The sequence below is a fragment of the Streptomyces asoensis genome (genome assembly GCF_013085465.1).
GTDB lineage: Bacteria > Actinomycetota > Actinomycetes > Streptomycetales > Streptomycetaceae > Streptomyces > Streptomyces cacaoi_A.
In genome coordinates this window covers 2312138-2331780 of record NZ_CP049838.1, presented here as the reverse complement: position 1 = coordinate 2331780, position 19643 = coordinate 2312138, and the positions used below count along the sequence as shown (strand labels likewise).

17 protein-coding genes are annotated in these 19643 nt (G+C 71.6%); 5 read left to right on the top strand and 12 right to left on the bottom strand.

Going from position 1 to position 19643, the window contains the following annotated elements:
* Positions 1-87 precede the first annotated feature (87 nt).
* The 7 genes from G9272_RS10370 to G9272_RS10340 form a co-directional block, all read right to left on the bottom strand.
* Positions 88-759 (bottom strand): FadR/GntR family transcriptional regulator, encoded by a 672-nt coding sequence (locus G9272_RS10370; RefSeq protein ID WP_171396276.1) that lies wholly within the window; start codon positions 757-759, stop codon positions 88-90.
* Between the two features lie 89 nt (positions 760-848).
* The gene (locus G9272_RS10365) at positions 849-2144 is read right to left on the bottom strand and encodes an amidohydrolase (RefSeq protein ID WP_171396275.1); all 1296 of its coding nucleotides are present in this window, start codon (positions 2142-2144) and stop codon (positions 849-851) included.
* Entirely contained in the window at positions 2141-2893 is a 753-nt protein-coding gene (locus G9272_RS10360) for a nucleoside phosphorylase (protein WP_171396274.1), read from the bottom strand. The genes G9272_RS10365 and G9272_RS10360 overlap by 4 nt, the downstream gene beginning before the upstream one ends.
* A complete protein-coding gene (locus G9272_RS10355) occupies positions 2890-3756 on the bottom strand; it encodes an ABC transporter permease (protein WP_082412605.1) in 867 nt (288 codons plus the stop codon). Before G9272_RS10355 ends, G9272_RS10360 begins: the two co-directional genes overlap by 4 nt.
* Positions 3756-4802 carry an ABC transporter permease gene (locus tag G9272_RS10350; RefSeq protein WP_171396273.1) on the bottom strand — a complete coding sequence of 349 codons (1047 nt, stop codon included), beginning with the start codon at positions 4800-4802 and terminating at the stop codon, positions 3756-3758. Before G9272_RS10350 ends, G9272_RS10355 begins: the two co-directional genes overlap by 1 nt.
* Complete coding sequence (locus G9272_RS10345; protein ID WP_171396272.1) at positions 4799-6355, bottom strand: ABC transporter ATP-binding protein; 1557 nt, start codon at positions 6353-6355, stop codon at positions 4799-4801. Before G9272_RS10345 ends, G9272_RS10350 begins: the two co-directional genes overlap by 4 nt.
* Positions 6336-7391: a BMP family ABC transporter substrate-binding protein gene (locus G9272_RS10340; RefSeq protein ID WP_171396271.1), complete on the bottom strand. Its 1056-nt coding sequence runs from the start codon at positions 7389-7391 to the stop codon at positions 6336-6338. Before G9272_RS10340 ends, G9272_RS10345 begins: the two co-directional genes overlap by 20 nt.
* 378 nt (positions 7392-7769) lie before the next feature.
* Here G9272_RS10340 and mtnA point away from each other — a divergent pair, with 378 nt between their 5' ends.
* Positions 7770-8801 carry an S-methyl-5-thioribose-1-phosphate isomerase gene (gene mtnA / locus G9272_RS10335; RefSeq protein WP_171396270.1) on the top strand — a complete coding sequence of 344 codons (1032 nt, stop codon included), beginning with the start codon at positions 7770-7772 and terminating at the stop codon, positions 8799-8801.
* Positions 8802-8891: 90 nt separating this feature from the next.
* Here mtnA and mtnB read toward each other — a convergent pair whose 3' ends face one another.
* The 3 genes from mtnB to G9272_RS10320 are packed head-to-tail and all read right to left on the bottom strand — an operon-like array spanning position 8892 to position 10827.
* Positions 8892-9500, bottom strand: coding sequence for a methylthioribulose 1-phosphate dehydratase (mtnB, locus tag G9272_RS10330; RefSeq protein ID WP_171396269.1), 609 nt, complete (start codon positions 9498-9500; stop codon positions 8892-8894).
* Positions 9497-10231 (bottom strand): acireductone synthase, encoded by a 735-nt coding sequence (gene mtnC / locus G9272_RS10325; RefSeq protein ID WP_171396268.1) that lies wholly within the window; start codon positions 10229-10231, stop codon positions 9497-9499. Before mtnC ends, mtnB begins: the two co-directional genes overlap by 4 nt.
* Positions 10228-10827, bottom strand: a complete 600-nt coding sequence (locus G9272_RS10320) for a 1,2-dihydroxy-3-keto-5-methylthiopentene dioxygenase (RefSeq protein WP_171396267.1) — start codon at positions 10825-10827, stop codon at positions 10228-10230. Before G9272_RS10320 ends, mtnC begins: the two co-directional genes overlap by 4 nt.
* A 578-nt stretch (positions 10828-11405) precedes the next feature.
* Here G9272_RS10320 and G9272_RS10315 point away from each other — a divergent pair.
* From G9272_RS10315 to mtnK, 4 genes are read left to right on the top strand one after another with little or no spacing between them, the layout of a single operon-like run.
* Entirely contained in the window at positions 11406-12503 is a 1098-nt protein-coding gene (locus tag G9272_RS10315) for a substrate-binding domain-containing protein (RefSeq protein ID WP_171396266.1), read from the top strand.
* Entirely contained in the window at positions 12490-14028 is a 1539-nt protein-coding gene (locus G9272_RS10310; RefSeq protein ID WP_171396265.1) for a sugar ABC transporter ATP-binding protein, read from the top strand. Before G9272_RS10315 ends, G9272_RS10310 begins: the two co-directional genes overlap by 14 nt.
* A 37-nt stretch (positions 14029-14065) precedes the next feature.
* Complete coding sequence (locus G9272_RS10305; RefSeq protein ID WP_171396264.1) at positions 14066-15112, top strand: ABC transporter permease; 1047 nt, start codon at positions 14066-14068, stop codon at positions 15110-15112.
* 14 nt (positions 15113-15126) lie between these two features.
* Positions 15127-16299: an S-methyl-5-thioribose kinase gene (mtnK, locus tag G9272_RS10300; protein ID WP_171396263.1), complete on the top strand. Its 1173-nt coding sequence runs from the start codon at positions 15127-15129 to the stop codon at positions 16297-16299.
* A gap of 166 nt (positions 16300-16465) precedes the next feature.
* On the opposite strand, the gene G9272_RS10295 is transcribed toward mtnK, so the two are convergent.
* Positions 16466-18082, bottom strand: coding sequence for a glycerol-3-phosphate dehydrogenase/oxidase (locus G9272_RS10295; RefSeq protein WP_020128307.1), 1617 nt, complete (start codon positions 18080-18082; stop codon positions 16466-16468).
* A 9-nt stretch (positions 18083-18091) separates the two neighbouring features.
* A complete protein-coding gene (gene glpK / locus G9272_RS10290) occupies positions 18092-19630 on the bottom strand; it encodes a glycerol kinase GlpK (RefSeq protein WP_171396262.1) in 1539 nt (512 codons plus the stop codon).
* Positions 19631-19643: the final 13 nt, after the last annotated feature.

The window sequence follows — 19643 nt, the reverse complement described above, 5'->3', positions numbered from 1 at the left end:
CGTTCGCCACCCCCGAACACCCCCTGCCGGACCCGACTCACGGCATCGACTCACAGGCGGCGCACAGGGTGGGTGCGCGCCGCGGACTCACAGCGTCGAGCGCAGCCACTGCTCCACGCTCGCGATGTGCACCGTCGCCCACGACCGCGCCGCCTCCGCGTCCCGGTCGCGCAGGGCCGCCAGGATCGCCCGGTGCTCGCGCAGCGTGCCGGTGACCGCGTCCTCCTGCGTCAGGCCGCGCCAGATGCGGGCCCGGGTGGTGGGCCCGGACAGTCCGTCGAGCAGCGAGCACAGCACCGAGTTGCCGGCGCTCTGCACGATGCCCCGGTGGAACTCCAGGTCGCCGGCGACCAGTTCCTCCACCGAGGGCTCCGCCCCGAGCTTGTCCAACTGGGCGTCGAGCGCGTCCAGTTGCTGCTCGCTGATCCGCAGGGCGGCCATCGCGGTGGCGGCCGGCTCCAGGATGCGGCGCACGGCGAGGAACTCCAGGACCGTGTCGTCGCGGTGGAAGTCGACGACGAAACTCAGCGCCTCGAGGAGCAGTTGCGGATCGAGGCTGGTGACATAGGTGCCGTCGCCCTGCCGCACGTCCAGGATCCGGATCAGCGACAGGGCGCGCACCGCCTCCCGCAGGGAGTTGCGGGACAGACCCAGATCGGCGGCCAGCTCGCTCTCCTTGGGGAGCCGGTCCCCGGGGCGCAGCGCACCCGAGACGATCATGCCCTTGATCTTCTCGATCGCCTCGTCGGTGACTGCCATGACCGGCCTCCCTGTCGTTCATCGCCCAGACATCGGATCCAGACATCGGATCCAGACATCGGATGTCTCAGCGCCATTATGAGGGCAGATCAGAGCAGTGCCTCCAGATCTGCGATCACCGCCCGCTCGTCGACCGTGGTGAGCCCACGATCGCGCATCAGCACCCGTCCGTCGACGACGGTGTCCCGCACGTCCGACGGGTGCGCCGCGTACGCCAGCGTCGACCACGGGTCGTGGCGCGGCCGCAGATGCGGTGCGTCCAGGTCGAGGACGATCAGGTCGGCCCGCTTGCCCGCCTCCAGCGAACCGAGCTGCTCGCCGAGCCCGAGCGCCCGCGCGCCCTCGATCGTCGCCATCCGTACGGCCTGCTCGGCGCCGACCGCCGTCGGATCGCCCGCCGCCTTGTGCACCAGCGCCGCCTGCCGTACGGCCCCCAGCACGTCCAGCGAGTTGGAGCTGACGGCGCCGTCCGTGCCCAGCCCCACCGTCACGCCCGCGCTCAGCAGCCGCGGCACGGGTGCGATGCCGCAGCCCAGCTTCAGGTTCGACACCGGACAGTGGGCGACGGCGGTGCGGGTGCGGGCCAGCGCCGCGATCTCGGGCCCGGTGAGGTCGACGGCGTGCGCGAGCAGCACATCGGGGCCGAGCAGCCCGAGGGAGTCCAGCAGCTCCACCGGCCGCTTCCCGTGCTGCACCTCGACGGTGGCGACCTCGGTGGCGTTCTCGGCCGCGTGGATGTGCACCAGCGCCCCGAACTCCCGGGCCAGCGCGAAGACTTCGGTGAGCTGCCCGGGGGAGAGGGTGTACGTCGAGTGCGCGAAGACGACCGGCCGGTGTCCGGGCCGGGCGGGCCCGCGTGCCTCGAGGTCGCGTCGCGCCCACCCGAGCCGCTCCTCGTACGTGATGCCGTCCGGTGGCCCGGGCACGTCCATGAAGGTGGGCCCGGTGTGCAGCCGCCAGCCCGTCTCGTGGGCCGCCCGCTCGGCCGCCTCGTGGAACCAGTACATGTCCAGCGCCGAGGTCACCCCGGCCCGCAGGCTCTCCGCGACCGCCAGCCGCACCGCCGCCGCCACGTTCTCCGGCGCCAGCAGTTCCGCCTCCCACTTCAGGACCCGCTCCAGGAATCCCTGGAGGGTGACGTCGTCGGCGCGGCCGCGCAGCAGGGTCATCGCGAGGTGGGTGTGCGTGTTGATCAGCCCGGGGAGGACGAGACAGCCGGCGGCGTCGATCTCCTCGGCGGCGGTGTAGCGCTCGCGCAGCTCGCGGGCCGGCCCTATGGCGAGGATGCCGCCCTCATGGACCGCGACCGCCCCGTCCCGTACGACGGTTCCGGCGTCGTCCATCGTCAGGACCTCGCCGCCGTGCACCAGCAGGTCGATGCTCACGCCTGCTCACCTTCCGCCAGCAGCCGCAGCGCGTCCAGGGACACCACCGCGCCCCGCTCGACGCCGGCCGCGACGACCTCCCGGTGCGGGTCGTAGCCACCGGTCGTCTGCTCGTCGACCAGCTCGTCGGCGTTCGCCCCGTCGATCACCAGCACACCGCCCGCGACCAGGCCGCGCAGCGAGGCCGTGACCAGCAGCGCGGACAGTTCCATCTCGATGGCGGCGAGCCCGGCGCCGGCGTAGGAGAAGAGCGGGAGCAGACCCGGCTGGAAGGCCGCCCGGGTCCACACGACGCCCCGGTGGTGCGGGGCGCCGGCCTGGCGGGCCGCGCGCTGGAGGGCGAGGACCGCCTCGGGCGCGGACACCGCCGGGTACTCCGGGGGCAGCAGCTGATGGGTGACGCCGTCGTCGCGGACGGCCGCCTCCGCGATGACCAGGTCGCCGTCCCCGATACCCGGCTTCATCGCGCCCGCGGTGCCGAACCGCAGGAAGGTGCGCACGCCCGCGTCCGCCAGCTCCTGGAAGAGCAGGATCGCGCCCGGCGCACCCACCCCGTGCGAGGCGACGACGACCGGCACGCCCTTCCAGCTTCCGCTGAACACCCGGTACTCGCGGTGGTACGAGACCTCCTCGGCGCCGTCGAGGAGCGCGGCGACGGCCGCGGCGCGGGCCGGGTCGCCGACGACCACGGCGTGCGCCGGGAGACCGGTGCGCGGGATGCGGGTGACGGGCAGCAGGTCCTGCGTCATTGGACGGCTCCGGTGGTACGGGGGCGGCGACGGCGGCGGGCCGTCGTGAGGAACAGGGCGCCGAGCGTGACGACGTAGGGCGCGGCGTCGGTCGCCTGCTGCGGCAGGCCGAGACCCTGGAGGCGGAACCCGGCCGCTTCGGCGAGCCCGAACAGCAGCGCGGCGAGCAGGACGCCCAGGGGCGCGGCGCGGCCCAGCATGACGGCCACGACAGCGATCCAACCACGCCCCGCCGTCATGTTCTCCGTGAACAACGTGACGTTGCCGAGGGCGAGCTGGGCGCCCGCGAGTCCGCACAGCACTCCCGACAGCAGGATCGCGCCGTACTGGTACTTCGCCGGGCTCACCCCGAGGGTGGCCGCCGCGTCGGGCGCCTCGCCGACCCCGCGCAGCCGGAGCCCCCACACATGCCGCGACAGCAGCAGGGCGGCGACCGCGACCGCCGCCCACGACAGGTACGCGAGCGGGGTGAAGCCACCGATCAGCGGCAGCCCGGCGAGGGACGGATCGTCGAAGGTGCCCTGCACGCCGAAGACCGTGCGCAGCAGGAAGCTGGTCAGGCCGACCGCCAGCAGGTTCATGGCGATGCCGAGGACCACCGCGTCCCCGCGCAGGGTGACCGCCCCCACGGCCAGGATCAGCGAGTACGCGGCCGCCGCGAGGGCCGCCGCCAGGACGCCGAGCCAGGGGCTGCCGGTGAACCAGCTGGTCGCCACGGAGGTGAAGCAGCCCATCAGCATCATGCCCTCGAGGCCGATGTTGAAGACCCCGGCGCGCTCGCACAGGGCGCCGCCGAGGGCCGCCAGCAGGATCGGGGTGAGGGCGCGCAGCGCCGACATGAGGAGATCGGAGTCGAGGAACATCACACCGCCTCGCTTTCCCGGGTGCGACGGCCGAACCAGCGGCTGGGGAAGCGCAGCCGGGCCGCGAGGAACACGATCACGATGGCCTGGAGCACCTGGGTCAGTTCGCGCGGCACCTCGGTGGTGCGCTCCATCGCCAGCCCGCCGACCTGGAGGACGGCGAAGAACAACGCGGCGACCACCGTGCCCAGCGGAGCCGCGGCGGCGAGCAGGGCCGCCGTGAGGCCCGTCCAGGTGTAGCCGGGGGCGGTGAGCGAGCCGTCCACGAAGCGGTAGGGGAAGCTCAGTACGCCGATGGCGCCCACGAGTCCGGCGAGGCCGCCGGAGAGCGCCATCAACTTCAGGGTCAGGCCCCGGCGTTCGACGCCCGCGTAGGCGGAGAAGCGGGGGTTGAGGCCCGTCATGCGGATCTCGTAGCCGACGGCGGTGCGCTTGTCGGTGAACCAGTACGCGGCAGCGGCGAGCGCGACGAGGACGAGCCCGAGGGTGACCGTGGAGTCGCCGAAGGCGGGCAGTGCCACCCCGTCCGGCAGCGCACGGGTCTGGGGCAGGCTGGAGCCCGGCTCCTTGAGCGGGTAGCGCGCCAGGTAGGAGGCGAGCGACACCGCCGGATAGCTGAGCAGCAAGCTGCTGACCAGCAGCGGGACCCCGAGATGGTTCTCGCACAGGGCGGCCAGGACGGCGTACCCGGCGCCCGCGGCCAGGCCGGCCAGCAGGGCCAGGGCCACGGTGAGGGGGGCGGGGAGCGGCGAGTAGAGACCGGTCACGGCGGCCGTGATCCCGCCGAGCACCATCTGCCCGTCGCCGCCGAGGTTGATCAGCCCGGCCCGCAGCGGGATCGCCAGCGCGAGCGCCAGACCGAGCACGCTGGTGCCGGTGGTCAGGGTCGAGCCGATGCCGTCGGCGCCGAGCGCGCCGGTCACCACGGCCTCGTACGCCGTGACCGGATCCGCGCCGGTGCCGAGCAGGAACAGCGCGCCGATGACGAGGCCCGCGAGGACCGAGAAGGTGAGGGGGGAGCGCAGGGCTCCGGATATGCGTGTCATGTCAGTGGGTTCATGTCGGTGGCCTCCACGGGGGCGCCCGCCATCGCGAGGCCCAGCGTCCGCTCGTCCGCCTCTTCCTTGGTGTACGAGGCCGCGACCCGGCCCTCGTACATGACGAGCACACGGTCCGCGAGGCCGCGGATCTCGCTGAGCTCGGCCGAGACGAGGAGGACGGCGTGACCGGCGTCGCGGTAGGCGATCAGCTGGTCGTGGATGTTCTGGATGGCGCCGATGTCGACGCCCCGGGTCGGCTGTTCGACCAGCAACAGCGGTGCGTCATGGGCGAGTTCGCGGCCGATGAGCAGCTTCTGGAGGTTGCCGCCGGACAGCGCGGAGGCGGGGACCTCGGTGGTCGCCGCCTTGATGCCGAAGCGCTCGACGAGCCGCCGGGCGTGCGCGCGGACGGCCGCGGGCGGCAGCAGGCCGCGGGCCGAGAGGGTGGTGCGGTGGTGGCCCATCGCCAGGTTGTCCGCGACCGAGGCGGCGGGGGCCGTACCGACCGCGTGCCGGTCCTCGGGGACGTAGGCGAGTCCCTTCACGCGCCGCTCGGTGGCCGAGGCGTGCGTGATGTCGTCGCCCTGGAGGGTGACCTGTCCGGCGGCGACCGGACGCAGTCCGGCCAGCGCCTCGACCAGCTCGCTCTGGCCGTTCCCGGCGACGCCCGCGATACCGACGATCTCACCGGCGTACACGGTGAGGTCCACATCGTGGACGGAATCGGTGCTGAAACCGGTTACCCGCAGCACTGCCTCACCGGGCGTGCCCGGTGCGTGGACACGGTCCAGTTCCACCGCGCGGCCGGTCATCGCGGCGGCGATCTCGTCGGCCGTCGTGTCGGAGGTGACCAGCCGGGCGGCGACCCGGCCGTCCCGCAGGACCGTCACCCGGTCGCTGCCCTCCAGCACCTCGCGCAGTTTGTGGGTGACGAGGACGACCGTACGGCCCTGCGCGGTCAGCGACTTGAGCACGCCGAACAGGGTGTCCGCCTCGGCCGGGGTGAGCACGGCCGTCGGCTCGTCGAGGATCAGCGTACGGGCGCCCCGGTGCAGCAGCTTGAGGATCTCCACGCGCTGACGCAGCCCGACCGGCAGGTCGCCCACCCGGGCGTCCGGGTCGACGGCCAGCCCGTGCTCCTCGGCGAGTTCACGCACCCGGCGGCGGGCCGCCGCCCGGTCCACCAGGCCGAAGCGGCGCGGCTCGGCGGCGTAGACGACGTTCTCGGCGACCGTCAGCGAGTCGAACAGCTTGAAGCTCTGGTGGACCATGCCGAGCCCCGCGGCCATGGCGTCGGCGGGGCTCGTGAAACGCACCTCCCGCCCGTCGATCCGGATCGACCCGGCGTCGGCGCGCTCCATGCCGTACAGGACCGACATCAGCGTGGACTTGCCCGCGCCGTTCTCGCCCATCAGGGCGTGGATCTCACCGTGACGGACGGTCAGGTCGACGGCGTCGTTGGCGAGCGTGCCGGGAAACCGCTTGGTAATTCCCCGGAGCTCGACGGCGACGCCGGTCCCGCCCGCGCCGCTCTCGGGTTCAGCTGGCGGCCGGGTCATCGACCTTCAGCTCTCCGGACACGATCTGGTCGCGCAGCGCCTCGACCTTCGTCAGGACGTCCTTGTGGTCGGCGATCACGCACTTGGACGTGTCCACGCCGTCCTCCAGGCCGGTCAGGCTGATGCCGCCCTCCTTGAGGCCGTACGAGACGGACGTGCCGGTCGTGCCGCCGAGGACCGACTCGATGCCCTTCTCGACGGCGATGTCCGTGCGCTTGATCACGTTGTCGACGACCGTGCCGGGCGCCGAGGCGCACTGGTTGACGTCGACGCCGTACGCGAACGCGCCCTTGGCCTTCGCCGCCTCGAAGACGCCGTAGTTGCCGGCCGCCGCGGCCGCCATGATCTGGTCGTAGCCCTTGGCGAGCAGGGTGTTCGCCTGCTCCTTGGCGCGGGCCGAGTCGTCGAAGGGGGACTGGCCGCCGACGAAGCGGGTCGACGTCTCCGTCTTGGCGGCGACCTTCTTGGCGCCGGCCGCGAACGGGTCGCTGTAGCGGCGGAACTGGGGCGTGTCGAGCACGTCGACCGCGCCGACCTTGCCGGACTTGCTCAGCAGGCCCGCCTCGGCGCCGGCGAGGTAGACGCCCTCGTGCTCACGGAAGACCGCGCAGCTGACGTTCTTGAAGGTCTTGGTGGTGCACGCGTCGATGATCAGGAACTGCTGGCTCGGGTTCTTCTCGGCCTGCTGGGCGACGATGTCGGCGAACTCGAAGCCGACGAGGACGATGACGTCCGGCTTGGCGTCCACCGCGGCCTGCACGTTCTGCTGCTGGGAGGCGGTGTCGGTGGACTCGTAGACCTTCTGGGTCCCGTCGTGCTGCTCGGCCGCGCTCTTGATGCCGGTGACCGCGAGCTTGAGGAACTCGTTCTGGCCGACGGCGTCGGGGGTGACGAGCGTGAAGGACTTGCCGCTGCCGCCGCTCGCGCTCGTGGCGGAGTCGTCCTTCTTCGCGGCGGCGTTGCAGGCGGTGGCGAGGAGCACGGTGCCGGTCGCGAGGGCGGCGAGCTGCACGGAGCGGCGGTGTCTGCGGGGCATCGGGGAACCTTCCGGGTATGCCGAGAGGCGCATCACGATGCTGAGGTGCGCGCACGGCGGGGTGAGGTGAGCGACGGTGCTCGGTGCGGCAGAGACCGCGGGGGAGGGCCGAGGGGACGGACTCAGCCGCGACAGCCGTCGCCGGCGCAGCGGCCGAAGTCGAGGAAGCGGCGCCTGGTGAGCAGCGGCATGTCTTCCCCCTTCGTCTCGTTCTGCGGGATGCTGGTATCGCCCTGCGGATGCAGGTGCTGGACTCTAACACTCGTTTCCGGACATCCGCCGGGGTGTCTCGAACTGTGGTTCGCCCACCGTTCCTCGAGGGTTCTTCGAGGTCATGTACGGTGTCGAACACTATTGGAACATCAGGAGCGTCCCGCTATGTCCCAGGAACTGCGCGCCGTCGAGTGGACCGGAACCGGCCTCGCGCTGATCGACCAGACAGCTCTCCCGCACCGCACCACGACCGTCGATGTCCACGATGTGGACACCCTGGTCGACGCGATCCAGCGGCTGGTCGTACGCGGCGCCCCCGCGATCGGCGCGGCGGGCGCGTACGGTGTCGCGATCGCGCTGCTCCAGGGCGCGCGTGAGGGCTGGACGGAGAGCGAGACGCGCGAGGCCGTCGCCCGCGTCCGCGAGGCCCGCCCGACCGCCGTGAACCTCATGGTGTGCGTGGACCGGGTCATGACCCGCTTCGACGACGGGCTCGACGCGGTCCTGGCGGAGGCTGCCGCGGTGCAGCGCGAGGACGTCGAGGCGAACCGCGCGATGGGCGCGTTCGGCGCGGACTGGCTGTTGAAGCGGATCGACGCGGACCGCCCGCTGCGGATCCTGACGCACTGCAACACCGGCGCGCTGGCCACCGCCGGCTGGGGCACCGCTCTCGGTGTCATCCGCGAACTGCACGCGCGCGGACGCCTCGAGGTCGTCTACGCCGACGAGACCCGTCCGCTGCTCCAGGGGTCGCGCCTGACCGCCTGGGAGCTGGTCCAGGAGGGCATCCCGCACTTCGTCCAGGCGGACGGGGCCGCCGCCGGCACCATCCTGCGCGGCGAGGTCGACGCGGCGATCGTGGGCGCCGACCGCATCGCGGCCAACGGCGACACCGCCAACAAGGTCGGCACGGTGGGGGTCGCCCTCGCCTGCGCCGACGCGGGCATCCCGTTCCTGGTGGCGGCGCCCACCACCACGGTCGATCTCTCGACGCCGGACGGCGCCGCCATCCACATCGAACTCCGCGGCGAGGACGAGGTGCTGGAGTGGGGCGGGGTGCGGACGGCGCCCGCCGAGTCGCGCGGCCACAACCCGGCGTTCGACGTCACGCCGGGCCGGCTGGTGACGGGCCTGGTGACCGAGCGGGGCGTACTGGAGGTGTCCGCGGGGGAGTTGCCCGGGGACCGGCTGCGCTGAGCTGCGCCGAGCACACCGGCTGCGCCGGACACACCGAAGGCCATGGTCGAGGGACCGTGGCCTTCGGTGTGTCTCGCGTGTCTCGCGTGGTCAGCGCCGCGTCAGCTCCAGCTCCAGGAGCCATTCGACGACCTCGGTGTGGTGACGGGCCTGGCGCGGGGTGTCGCCCCACACGTACAGGCCGTGCCCGGCCACGACCACCGCGGGCATCCGGGGTTCGCGGGCCGCCTCCAGCCGGTCGCCGAGGACCTTCATGTCCTGGCTGTTGGCGATGACCGGCAGGGTCACCTCGACGTCGTGCGCCGGCTGGCCGACGCCCTTGAGCATCTCGATGTCCTTGAAGACGATCCCGCCCGGGTGCCGGTGGCCGAGCGCCACGGAGGCCACCGTGTGCACGTGCACGACCGCGCCCGCACCGGTCAGCGCGGCCACGCGCGCGTGCAGTTCGGCCTCGGCGGACGGCTTGCCCTCGTGCACGGCGGCGCCGTTCCCGTCGACCAGCACCACGTCCGCGGGGGTCAGTTCACCCTTGTCGTGGCCGCTCGCCGTGACCGCGAGCCGCAGCGGGTCGCGGGCGAGGACCACCGAGAGGTTGCCGGAGGTGCCGCGCATCCAGCCGAAGGAGGCGAACCGGGCGGACTCGGCGGCGAGGACCGCCCCCGCCTCCTCCAGGTCGAGTGTGGTGAGGTCGGCGGTCATGAGGTGCTCCTGGAATTGCTGACGGTGATCTCGTCGAACGCCCCCGCCTGCGCGTGGTCGCCGACGCCCTGCTGGAAATACGGTTCTCCCGGCCGCCGGATCCCGACCGCGTGCCAGCCGGCCTCGCGGGCCGCGTCCAGCTCCCCCGGCCGGTCGGAGAGGAAGAGCAGCCGTATCGCCGGCACGCCGGTCGACCCGGCGATACGGCGGTACGACTCCGGCTCCTGTTTGGGGCCGGCGTTCTCGGTGTCGTACAGCCCGGAGAGGAGCGCGGTGAGGTCGCCCGCCGGGCTGTTGGTGAACCACGCCCGCTGGGCGGACACCGAACCCGACGAGTACACGTACAGTCGCAGCCCCGCCGCGTGCCAGGCGCGCAGCCGCGGCACGACGTCGTCGTAGAAGTGCGAGACGAGGTCGCCGCGCGCGAAGCCCTCGGACCAGATGACGCCCTGGAGGCTCTTCAGCGGGGTCGCCTTGCGGTCCTCGTCGAGCCAGGCGTTCAGCGTCTTCTCGATCGTGGCCGCGTCGGCGTCCGGCTCGCCCGTCAGCTCCCGCACCTGCTCGATCGCCCGTGCCACCACGGGCTCCTCGGCCCGCTCGGTGAGCAGCTCGGCGAAGCGGGCGCGCGAGTACGGGTACAGCACGTCCACCACGAAGCCCGTGGCGCTCGTGGTGCCCTCGATGTCGAGCACCACGGCGTCCACGTCGTACGTCAGGCCCCGCACGCTCACGCGGCGGCCCGGTCGGCCTCGTAGCCGGCTGCGATCGTGTCGTAGTCCGGGAAGCGGCCGGCGATGGTGGAGCCGGTGAAGCTGCCGATCCAGCCGTCCTCCTCGTGGAAGAAACGGATCGCCGTGAACGAGGGCTCGGTGCCCATGTCGAACCAGTGGGTGGTGCCGCGCGGCACGCCCAGCAGATCGCCCTTCTCGCAGAAGACCGCGTGCACTTCGCCGTTCACGTGCAGGTAGAAGATGCCGGAGCCGGAGACGAAGAAGCGGACCTCGTCATCGTCGTCGTGGGTGTGCTCCTGGAGGAACTTCTCGCGGGCCGCCTTCGCCTTCGCCGGGAACTCCGGGTCGTCGCTCGGGTGCAGACCGAGGACGTCGACGGTGGTGAAGCCCTCCTCCGCGTTCAGCTTCTCGATCTCCGGGCCGTACGCCGCGAACACCGTCTCGCTGTCGGCGTCGAACGGCACGTCCGCGCGGACCGGCCACTGTTCGTAGCGCACGCCCAGCGGCTTGAGGGCCGCGGCGATCTCGACGGGGTCGGAGGTGCGGCGGACCAGGGTCTCCGGGCCGGACTCGGACCAGGTCGTCAGCAGCGTCATGGAAGCAACTCCAGGATTCTGTAAGGGATGTCCGGATACCGAGACGGATCGGACGGGGCGGAGAAGGGAGAGGCGGGCGGCGGGGACGGTCACTCAGCCGCGACACGGCGCGCCGGGACAGCGCCGCATGCAGGGCATGCGCAGCGCGTTCGCGCGGCGGGGGTCCCCCCGCTCGAGCGGAGCCGAGAGTGGGGGAGTCGTCATCGGGGCCTCGCTGTGCCGGGTCGGATGCCGGTTCCGTGATGGTAACTCCCGGCGGCACGTCCACCGCCTGTGACGTAATCGTTGTCTTGAATATTGAGATGCTGCGTCCATTTCTTTGACGGGTGGCTGGAATCGTTCTCATGATCTGCATATGAAGACGCTGCTGCTCGTGCGGCGGCTGTACGTGGACTTGCTCCGGTCGACCACTGCCAGCTGTCGCTGACCCCTCCCGGAGCTCCGACGCGCCCCCGTTCCCGGGGCGCTCCCCGCCGTGCGCGGTGGCTTGTTCCCGTCCTTCGCTCCGGGCTCACGCACCCCTGCTTCGCCTCCCCTCCGCCCCACCCCTCTGCGTCACCCCGCACCTGGAGCCCCTCATGTCCCGTGTCCGTCTGCCTCTCGCCGCGCTCTCGCTGGCCTCCGTCTCCGCCCTGGTCCTCTCCGGCTGCGCGCAGTCCACGGACGCCTCGAAGGACACCGGCAACTCCGCCGCCTCGGCCTCCGCCGCCACCGGCAAGAAGCCCGCCCCCTTCAGCGCGGGCGCGGTCAAGGTGGCCCTGGTCCGGCAGAGCGGCGCCGGCGACTACTTCGAGCAGTGGGGCAACGGCGCGAAGGCCCAGGCCAAGGCGCTCGGTATCGACCTGACCGTGTACGACGCCCAGGCCGACAACGCCAAGCAGGCCACCGACCTGTCCTCGGCGATCAACTCCGGGGCGAAGGCGATCATCATCGACCACGGCTTCCCGGCGACCATCCAGCCGGAGATCGACAAGGCCGTGAAGAAGGGCATCAAGGTCGTCGTCTACGACGTCGAGACCGCCACCGCGGGTGTCGTCTCCACCAAGCAGGACGACGCGAGCATGGCCCAGGCCGTCCTCGACGTGATGGCCAAGGAGGTCGGCAAGAACGCCAAGGTCGGCTACGTCAACGTCGCCGGCTACGCGGCCCTCGACAAGCGCGACAGCGTCTGGAAGTCGACGGTGACCTCGCAGGCCTGGAAGCAGCAGTTCAAGGTCGGCAAGGTCACCGACTCCACGGCCACCGACAACGTTCCCCTCGTCTCCGCCGCGCTCACCCAGCACTCCGACGTGGCCGGCGTCTTCGCGCCCTACGACGAGCTCGCCAAGGGCACCGTGCTCGCCGTGCAGAACAAGAAGCTCCAGGACAAGGTGAAGGTCTTCGGCGCCGACGTCTCCAACGCCGACATCCAGCAGATGACCGCCGCCGACAGCCCCTGGGTCGCCACGGCGGGCACCGACCCTTCCGCCGTCGGCGCGGCCGTCGTACGCACCACCGCGCTGGAGCTGGCCGGTCAGCTGAACAAGACCTCCGTCGAGTTCCCGGCCGTCGCCATCACGCAGGACTTCCTGCGCGAGAAGAAGATCGCGAACATGGACCAGCTGCGGGAGGCGCTGCCCGCGCTGAACCTGTCGCAGGTCTCCACCGCGGACTGGATCTCGAATGTCGCCCACTGAGCCCAGCCCTTCGCGGGCCGTCCCGGCGGTCGGTCTCACCGACGTCAGCATGGCCTTCGGCGGCAAGACGGTGCTCGCCTCCGTGACGCTGGACATCGCACCGGGCAGCGTCGTCGCGCTGCTCGGCGCGAACGGCGCCGGCAAGTCCACGCTGATCAAGATCCTTTCGGGCGTCCACACGGACCACGGGGGAGAGGTGCGTGTCGACGGCACGCCCGTCGCCCTCGCCTCGCCGCTGGCCGCCCGTCAGCTGGGCATCCAGACGGTGCACCAGCGGATCGGCGAGGGCATCGTGCCCGGCCTCACGGTCGCCGAGAACCTGGTCTTCGAGGAGCTCGCGCAGAAACGCGGCAACCCGTTCCTGAGCGGCCGCGGCACGCTCGCCCGCGCCCGCGAGATCCAGGCCGGCCTCGACCTGGACTGGAGCGACCCGGTGCTCAAGCAGGATGTCGGCGAACTCGGCATCTCCGACCGGCAGTTGCTGATCCTGGCCCGCGCGCTGGCGACCCGCCCCCGCCTGCTCATCCTCGACGAGCCGACCTCCGCGCTCTCCGCCGCCGAGGCGCAGCGGCTGTTCGCGCTCGTCGAGAGGATGCGCGCGGACGGCATCGCCGTGCTCTACGTGTCCCACCGGCTCGGCGAGATCGACGCGCTCGCCGACCGGCTGGTCGTCCTGCGCGACGGTCTTCTCACCGAGGACCAGGCCAGGCCCTTCGACTGGGACGCGGCCCTGCGCGCGATGCTGGCCCAGTCCCAGGAGGTGACGACCGCCCGGCCCGTCAGGGAAGGGGCCGAGGGGGAGGTCGCCCTCTCGCTGCGCGGCGTCCGCCTCTTCGACGGCCGTACCCCCCTCGACCTCGACCTGCGCGCCGGGGAGGTCACCGGCGTCGTGGGCCTGCTGGGCGCGGGCAAGACCGAGCTGGCCCGCGGCCTGTTCGGCGCGGAACCCTTCGCCACCGGCACCGTCGAACTGGACGGCACGGCCTACGCGCCCCGTCGCCCCTCCGACGCCATCCGTGCCGGCGTCCACCTCGTCCCCGAGGACCGGCACGCCGACGCCCTGGTGCCCGGCTGGTCGGTCGCCCGGAACATCTCGCTGCCGTTCCTGAAGTCCTTCTCCCGGGCGGGTCTCATGAACCGGCCGAAGGAGGACGCCCTCGGCCGCGAGACGATCGACGCCCTCGGTGTCGTCGCCCGCGACGAGCACAGCACCGTCGAGGAACTGTCCGGCGGCAACCAGCAGAAGGTCGTCGTCGGCCGCTGGCTCGCCCACACCCCGCGTGTCCTCATCCTGGACGAACCGTTCCGAGGCGTGGACATCGGCGCCCGGCGCGACATCGGCCGCCGGGCCCGTGCCCTCGCCGCCGAGGGCACGGCCGTCCTCGTCCTGTCCGCCGACGTCGACGAGGTCCTGGAGGTGGCCGACCGGGTCGTCGTCCTCGCGGCCGGTGAGGTCCACCTCGACGCGTACGGCGAAGACGCGGAACGTGACCGCGTGATCCAGACCATCTCGGCGTCCGTCTGACGCCGGGCCGCCCCCACGAAGGCCCAGGAATCACCCCATGACCACCACCCAGAGCACCGAGGTCCCCACCAAGGCGGCGATCCGGCCGGCGACCGGCACCGCGGCGCGCGTCCAGAACGCCGTGATCAAGTACGGCTTCATCTTCGTGACGGTCGCGCTGTTCCTGTACTTCGCGCTGAGCGAGGGCTCCTTCCGCGAGTCGGCCACCCTGCTCGACACCCTGCGGTACGTCTCCGTCGCCGCGATCCTCGGTCTCGGTGTCACGCTCACCATGGCCGTCGGCGGAATGGACATGTCCGTCGGGGCCGTCGCCGGACTGGGCGTCTCCGTCGCCGCGCAGACGATGGTCGTCTTCAACCAGGTCGGCACGGTCGCGATCCTCGCGGTGCTGGTGGCGGGCGCGCTCGCGGGCCTGCTCAACGCCCTGCTGATCGTCGTACTGAAGATCCCCGACATGCTGGCCACGCTCGGCACGATGTTCGTCATCCAGGGCAGCAAGCTGATCCTCGTCGACGGCCAGTCGATCACTCCGGGCATGACGATGTCCGACGGATCGACCGCACCCGGCAGGTTCACCGACGGCTTCCTGAAGATCGACCGCGGCACGGTCCTCGGCATCCCGATCTCCGTGCTGATCTTCGGCGGTCTGACGATCGCCGCCTGGGTCTTCCTCGCCCGCACCCGCTGGGGCCGCGTCCTGTACGCCATCGGCGCCAACCCCGAGGCCTCCCGGCTGGCCGGCATCCGGGTCGGCGCCTACCGCGCCCTGGCCTACGTCATCTCCGGCGTCCTCGCCTCGGTGGGCGGCCTCATCCTGGCGTCCAGGATCGGCCAGGGCGATGTGTCGGCCGGTACCTCCCAGTTGCTGGAGGCGGTGGCGGTGGCACTCGTCGGCACCTCCGTCCTGGGCCGTGGCCGGCCGAACGTCTGGGGCACCGCCCTCGGCGCGGTGCTCATCGGCATCATCACCACCGGCCTGACCATCAAGGGCCTGCCGTACTACACGCAGGACGTCGTCGAGGGCACCGTGCTGATCCTCGCCCTGGTCTTCAGCTTCACCCTGTCCAAGCGCCGCACCGCATAAGGGAGTTCACGACCATGGGCTACCGCATCCTGGAGACCGACGACATCCCCGCCTACCTGGGCGAGCGGGGCCACTGGGAGGACCTCGCGGACATCCGGGTCCGGGAGGTGTCGGACGGCAACATGAACCGGGTGTTCCTGGCCTCCTCCGCCGACGGCACCCGCAGCCTCGCCGTCAAGCAGGCTCTGCCCTGGGTCCGCGTCGCCGGCCCCTCCTGGCCGATGAACCCCGACCGCGCCGACGCCGAGGCCCGGGCCTACGAGCAGGTCGCCAAGGTCGCCCCCGACAAGATCCCGGCGGTCCACGGCTACGACCCCGAGAACTACGCCCTCGTCATGGAGGACATGTCCGACCTCGAGGTGCTGCGCACGCTGCTCAACGAGGGAGCGGCCTACGGCCCGCACACCTCGGCGAGGATCGGCGAGTTCGTCGCCCAGTTCTCCTTCGCCACCAGTGACTTCGGCATGCCGTCCGCCGAACGCAAGGCGCTGATCGCCGCCTCCGTCAGCCCGGAGCTGTGCAAGATCACCGAAGACGTCGTGCTGTCCGAGCCGTACGTCGAGCACGAACACAACCACTGGCACCCCGGCCTCGACGACCTGGCCGCCGCCTTCCGCGCCGACACCCGGCTGCGCACCGAGGTCGCCGACCTCCGCCACACCTTCATGACCAGCGCCCAGGCCCTCCTCCACGGCGACCTGCACACCGGCAGCGTGATGGTCGGCAGACGCGAAGACGCGCCCGTGGTACGGGTCTTCGACCCCGAGTTCTCCTTCGTCGGCCCCATCGGCTACGACCTCGGCCTCTACTGGGCCAATGTGCTGGTCTCCGAGGAACGGGCGCGGGCACTGGGCGCGCCGTCCGACCACGCCGAGCAGCTCCGCCTCTCCTGGGAGGCGTTCGAGGCCGAGTTCCGCCGTCTGTGGCCGACCCGCGTCGACACCTTCTTCGACGACGCCTATCTCGACCGCTTCCTGCGCCGCGTCTGGACCGACTCCGTCGGCTACGCCGGCACGGAGATCGTCCGCCGCATCATCGGCTTCGCCCATCTGACCGACCTGACGACCCTGCCGGACCCGGTGCCCGCCTCCCGGCGCGCACTGCTGCTGGGCCGCGAACTGATCGTCCGCCGCGAGGAGTTGACGGACATCGAGGCGGTACGGGCGGTCGTGGAGTCGCTCGGCTGAACCGACCGTCACCGGCGCCCGGCCGTCGGCGTCGCATCACGAAACGGGGCGGCTCCACCTCGGTGGAGCCGCCCCGTCTCGTGGTTCCGGCCCCGGTACGGAGGGGCCGTTCCCTGACGCCGGCCCTGGTCAGGGGAGTGGGCCGGCGAAAGGTCTTCCGCTGGACCTACTTCTTGTCGAGCAGGTCCTGCACCTTGCCGCGGACGTCGTCCGTGGCGAGACCGCGGATCGTCAGCGTCGTACGGCGGCGCAGCACGTCGTCCGCCGTCTGTGCCCACTCGTTGTCGCGGGCGTAGACGACCTGCGCCCAGATCTCGGGGGCGTCCGGGTGGACGCGCGCGCCCAGCTCGGGGTTCTCGTTGGCCAGCCGCGCGATGTCGAAGGCCAGCGAGCCGTAGTGGGTGGCCAGGTGCCTGGCGGTGTCGGCCGCCATGCGCGGGCCGGGCGCCGGGTTGTCGACCAGCAGCCGGTGGGCGACCGCGCGCGGGTTGGCGACGCCGGGCAGCGGCAGCTTCTTCGGCAGCGAGGAGATCGGCTCGAAGTCGTCGCCCAGCGGGTGGCCGGGCAGCGCCTCCAGCTTCTGCATGACCGTACGGCCGATGTGCCGGAAGGTCGTCCACTTGCCGCCGGCGACGGACAGCATGCCGCCCCTGCCCTCGGTCACCACGGTCTCGCGCTTGGCCTTCGCCGTGCTGCCGGGACCGCCCGGCAGCACCCGCAGACCCGCGAAGGCGTACGTGATCAGGTCCCGGTCCAGCTGCTGGTCGCGGATGGAGAACGCGGCCTCGTCGAGTATCTGGGCGGTGTCCTTCTCGGTGACCGAGACGTCCGCCGGGTCGCCCTCGAACTCCTCGTCGGTGGTGCCGAGCAGCAGCATGTCCTCCCAGGGGAGGGCGAAGGTGATGCGGTACTTGTCGATGGGGGTCGCGAGCGCGGCCTTCCAGGGGGCGGTGCGCTTCAGGACCAGGTGGGCGCCCTTGGACAGGCGGATGGACGGAGCCGCGTTCGGGTCCTCCATCCGGCGCAGGTGGTCGACCCACGGACCGGTCGCGTTCAGCACCAGCCGGGCACTCACGCCGAACTCGTCACCGGAGAGCCGGTCGCGCAGCTCGGCGCCCGTGACCCGGCCCTTGGTGAAGCGCAGCCCGGAGACCTCGGCGTGGTTGAGGACGACGGCACCCGCCTCGACGGCCGCGCGGACCGTCATCAGCGCCATGCGCGCGTCGTTCATCTGGTCGTCGCCGTACACGGCCACGGCCTTGAGGTTGTCGGTGCGCAGCTCGGGCACGTCCTGCGCGGCCTTGGCCGGGGACAGGAGGTGACCGACGCCGTCGCCGAACGCCGACAGCGCGGAGTAGGCGAAGACGCCCGCCCCGAGCTTCGCCGCGCCGTGCGGCCCGCCCTTGTACACGGGGAGGTAGAACGTGAGCGGATTCGCCAGGTGGGGGGCCACCTGGCGGGAGACCGCACGGCGCTCGAAGTGGTTCTCCGCCACCAGCTTCACCGCGCCGGTCTGGAGGTAGCGCAGACCGCCGTGGAGGAGCTTGGAGGAGGCGGAGGAGGTGGCGCCGGCGAAGTCGCCGGCGTCGACCAGAGCCACCCTGAGCCCGGACTGCGCGGCGTGCCAGGCGGTGGAGATGCCCAGGATGCCGCCGCCGATGACGAGAAGGTCGAACGACGCCTTGGAGAGCTGCTCCCGGGTCTCGGCACGGCTCGGGTTCGAGCCGGACGCCGGGTGCGTCCCCAGGGCAGGCACGGACTTCAGGGTGGTCTGACTGGTCATGTGGGGTTCTTACTCCTCGTCCTCGAGCCAGCCCATGGTCCGCTCGACGGCCTTGAGCCAGCTCTTGTACTCACGGTCGCGGGTCTCCGCGTCCATGCGGGGGGTCCACTCGGCGGCCCGGCGCCAGTTGGCGCGCAGATCGTCGGTGCTGGTCCAGAAGCCGACGGCGAGGCCGGCGGCGTAGGCGGCGCCGAGGCAGGTGGTCTCGGCGACCATCGGGCGCACCACGGGGGCGTCCACGAAGTCCGAGAGCGTCTGCATCAGCAGGTTGTTGGAGGTCATGCCGCCGTCGACCTTGATCGCCGCGAGCTCGACGCCGGAGTCCTTCGTCATGGCGTCGGTGATCTCACGGGTCTGCCAGGCCGTGGCCTCCAGGACGGCGCGCGCGAGGTGCGCCTTGGTGACGTACCGGGTGAGGCCGGCGATCACACCGCGGGCGTCGGAGCGCCAGTACGGGGCGAACAGACCGGAGAAGGCCGGCACGAAGTAGGCGCCGCCGTTGTCCTCGACCGAGAGCGCGAGGGTCTCGATCTCGGCGGCGGTGGAGATCAGGCCCATCTGGTCGCGCATCCACTGCACCAGCGAACCGGTGACGGCGATCGATCCTTCGAGGGCGTAGACCGCCTTCTGGTCGCCGATGCGGTAACCGACCGTGGTCAGCAGGCCGTTGTAGGAATTGACCGGCTTCTCGCCGGTGTTCATCAGCAGGAAGGTGCCGGTGCCGTACGTGGACTTGGCCTCGCCCTCCGCGAAACAGGTCTGGCCGAACAGGGCCGCCTGCTGGTCGCCGAGCGCGGAGGCGACCGGGATGCCGCCGAGCAGGTCGCCCAGCTTGCCGCCGGTGATCTCGCCGTACACCTCGGCGGAGGAGCGGATCTCCGGCAGCATCGCCAGCGGGACGCCGATGGACTCGGCGATCTTCTCGTCCCACTCCATGGTGTGCAGGTTCATCAGCATGGTGCGGGAGGCGTTGGTGACGTCGGTGACGTGCCTGCCGCCGTTCACACCGCCCGTCAGGTTCCAGATGACCCAGCTGTCCATGGTGCCGAAGAGGATGTCGCCCGCCTCGGCACGCTCGCGCAGGCCCTCGACGTTGTCGAGCAGCCAGCGCGCCTTCGGACCGGCGAAGTACGAGGCCAGCGGGAGGCCCGTCTCGCGGCGGAAGCGGTCCTGGCCGACGTTGCGGCCGAGCTCCTTGCAGAGCGCGTCGGTGCGGGTGTCCTGCCAGACGATGGCGTTGTGGACGGGCTGACCGGTGTTCTTGTCCCACAGCAGCGTGGTCTCACGCTGGTTGGTGATGCCGATCGCCTTGATGTCGTCGCGGGTGATGCCGGCCTTCTCGATGGCGGAGGCGACGACCTCCTCGACGTTGGTCCAGATCTCGTTGGCGTCGTGCTCGACCCAGCCCGGCTTCGGGAAGATCTGCTCGTGCTCCTTCTGGTCGACGGAGACGATACGGCCGTCCCGGTCGAAGACGATGCAGCGCGAGGAGGTGGTGCCCTGGTCGATGGCGGCGATGAAGGGGCCGGCGGTGTGCGCGTCGGTCACGGTGTGCTCCTGG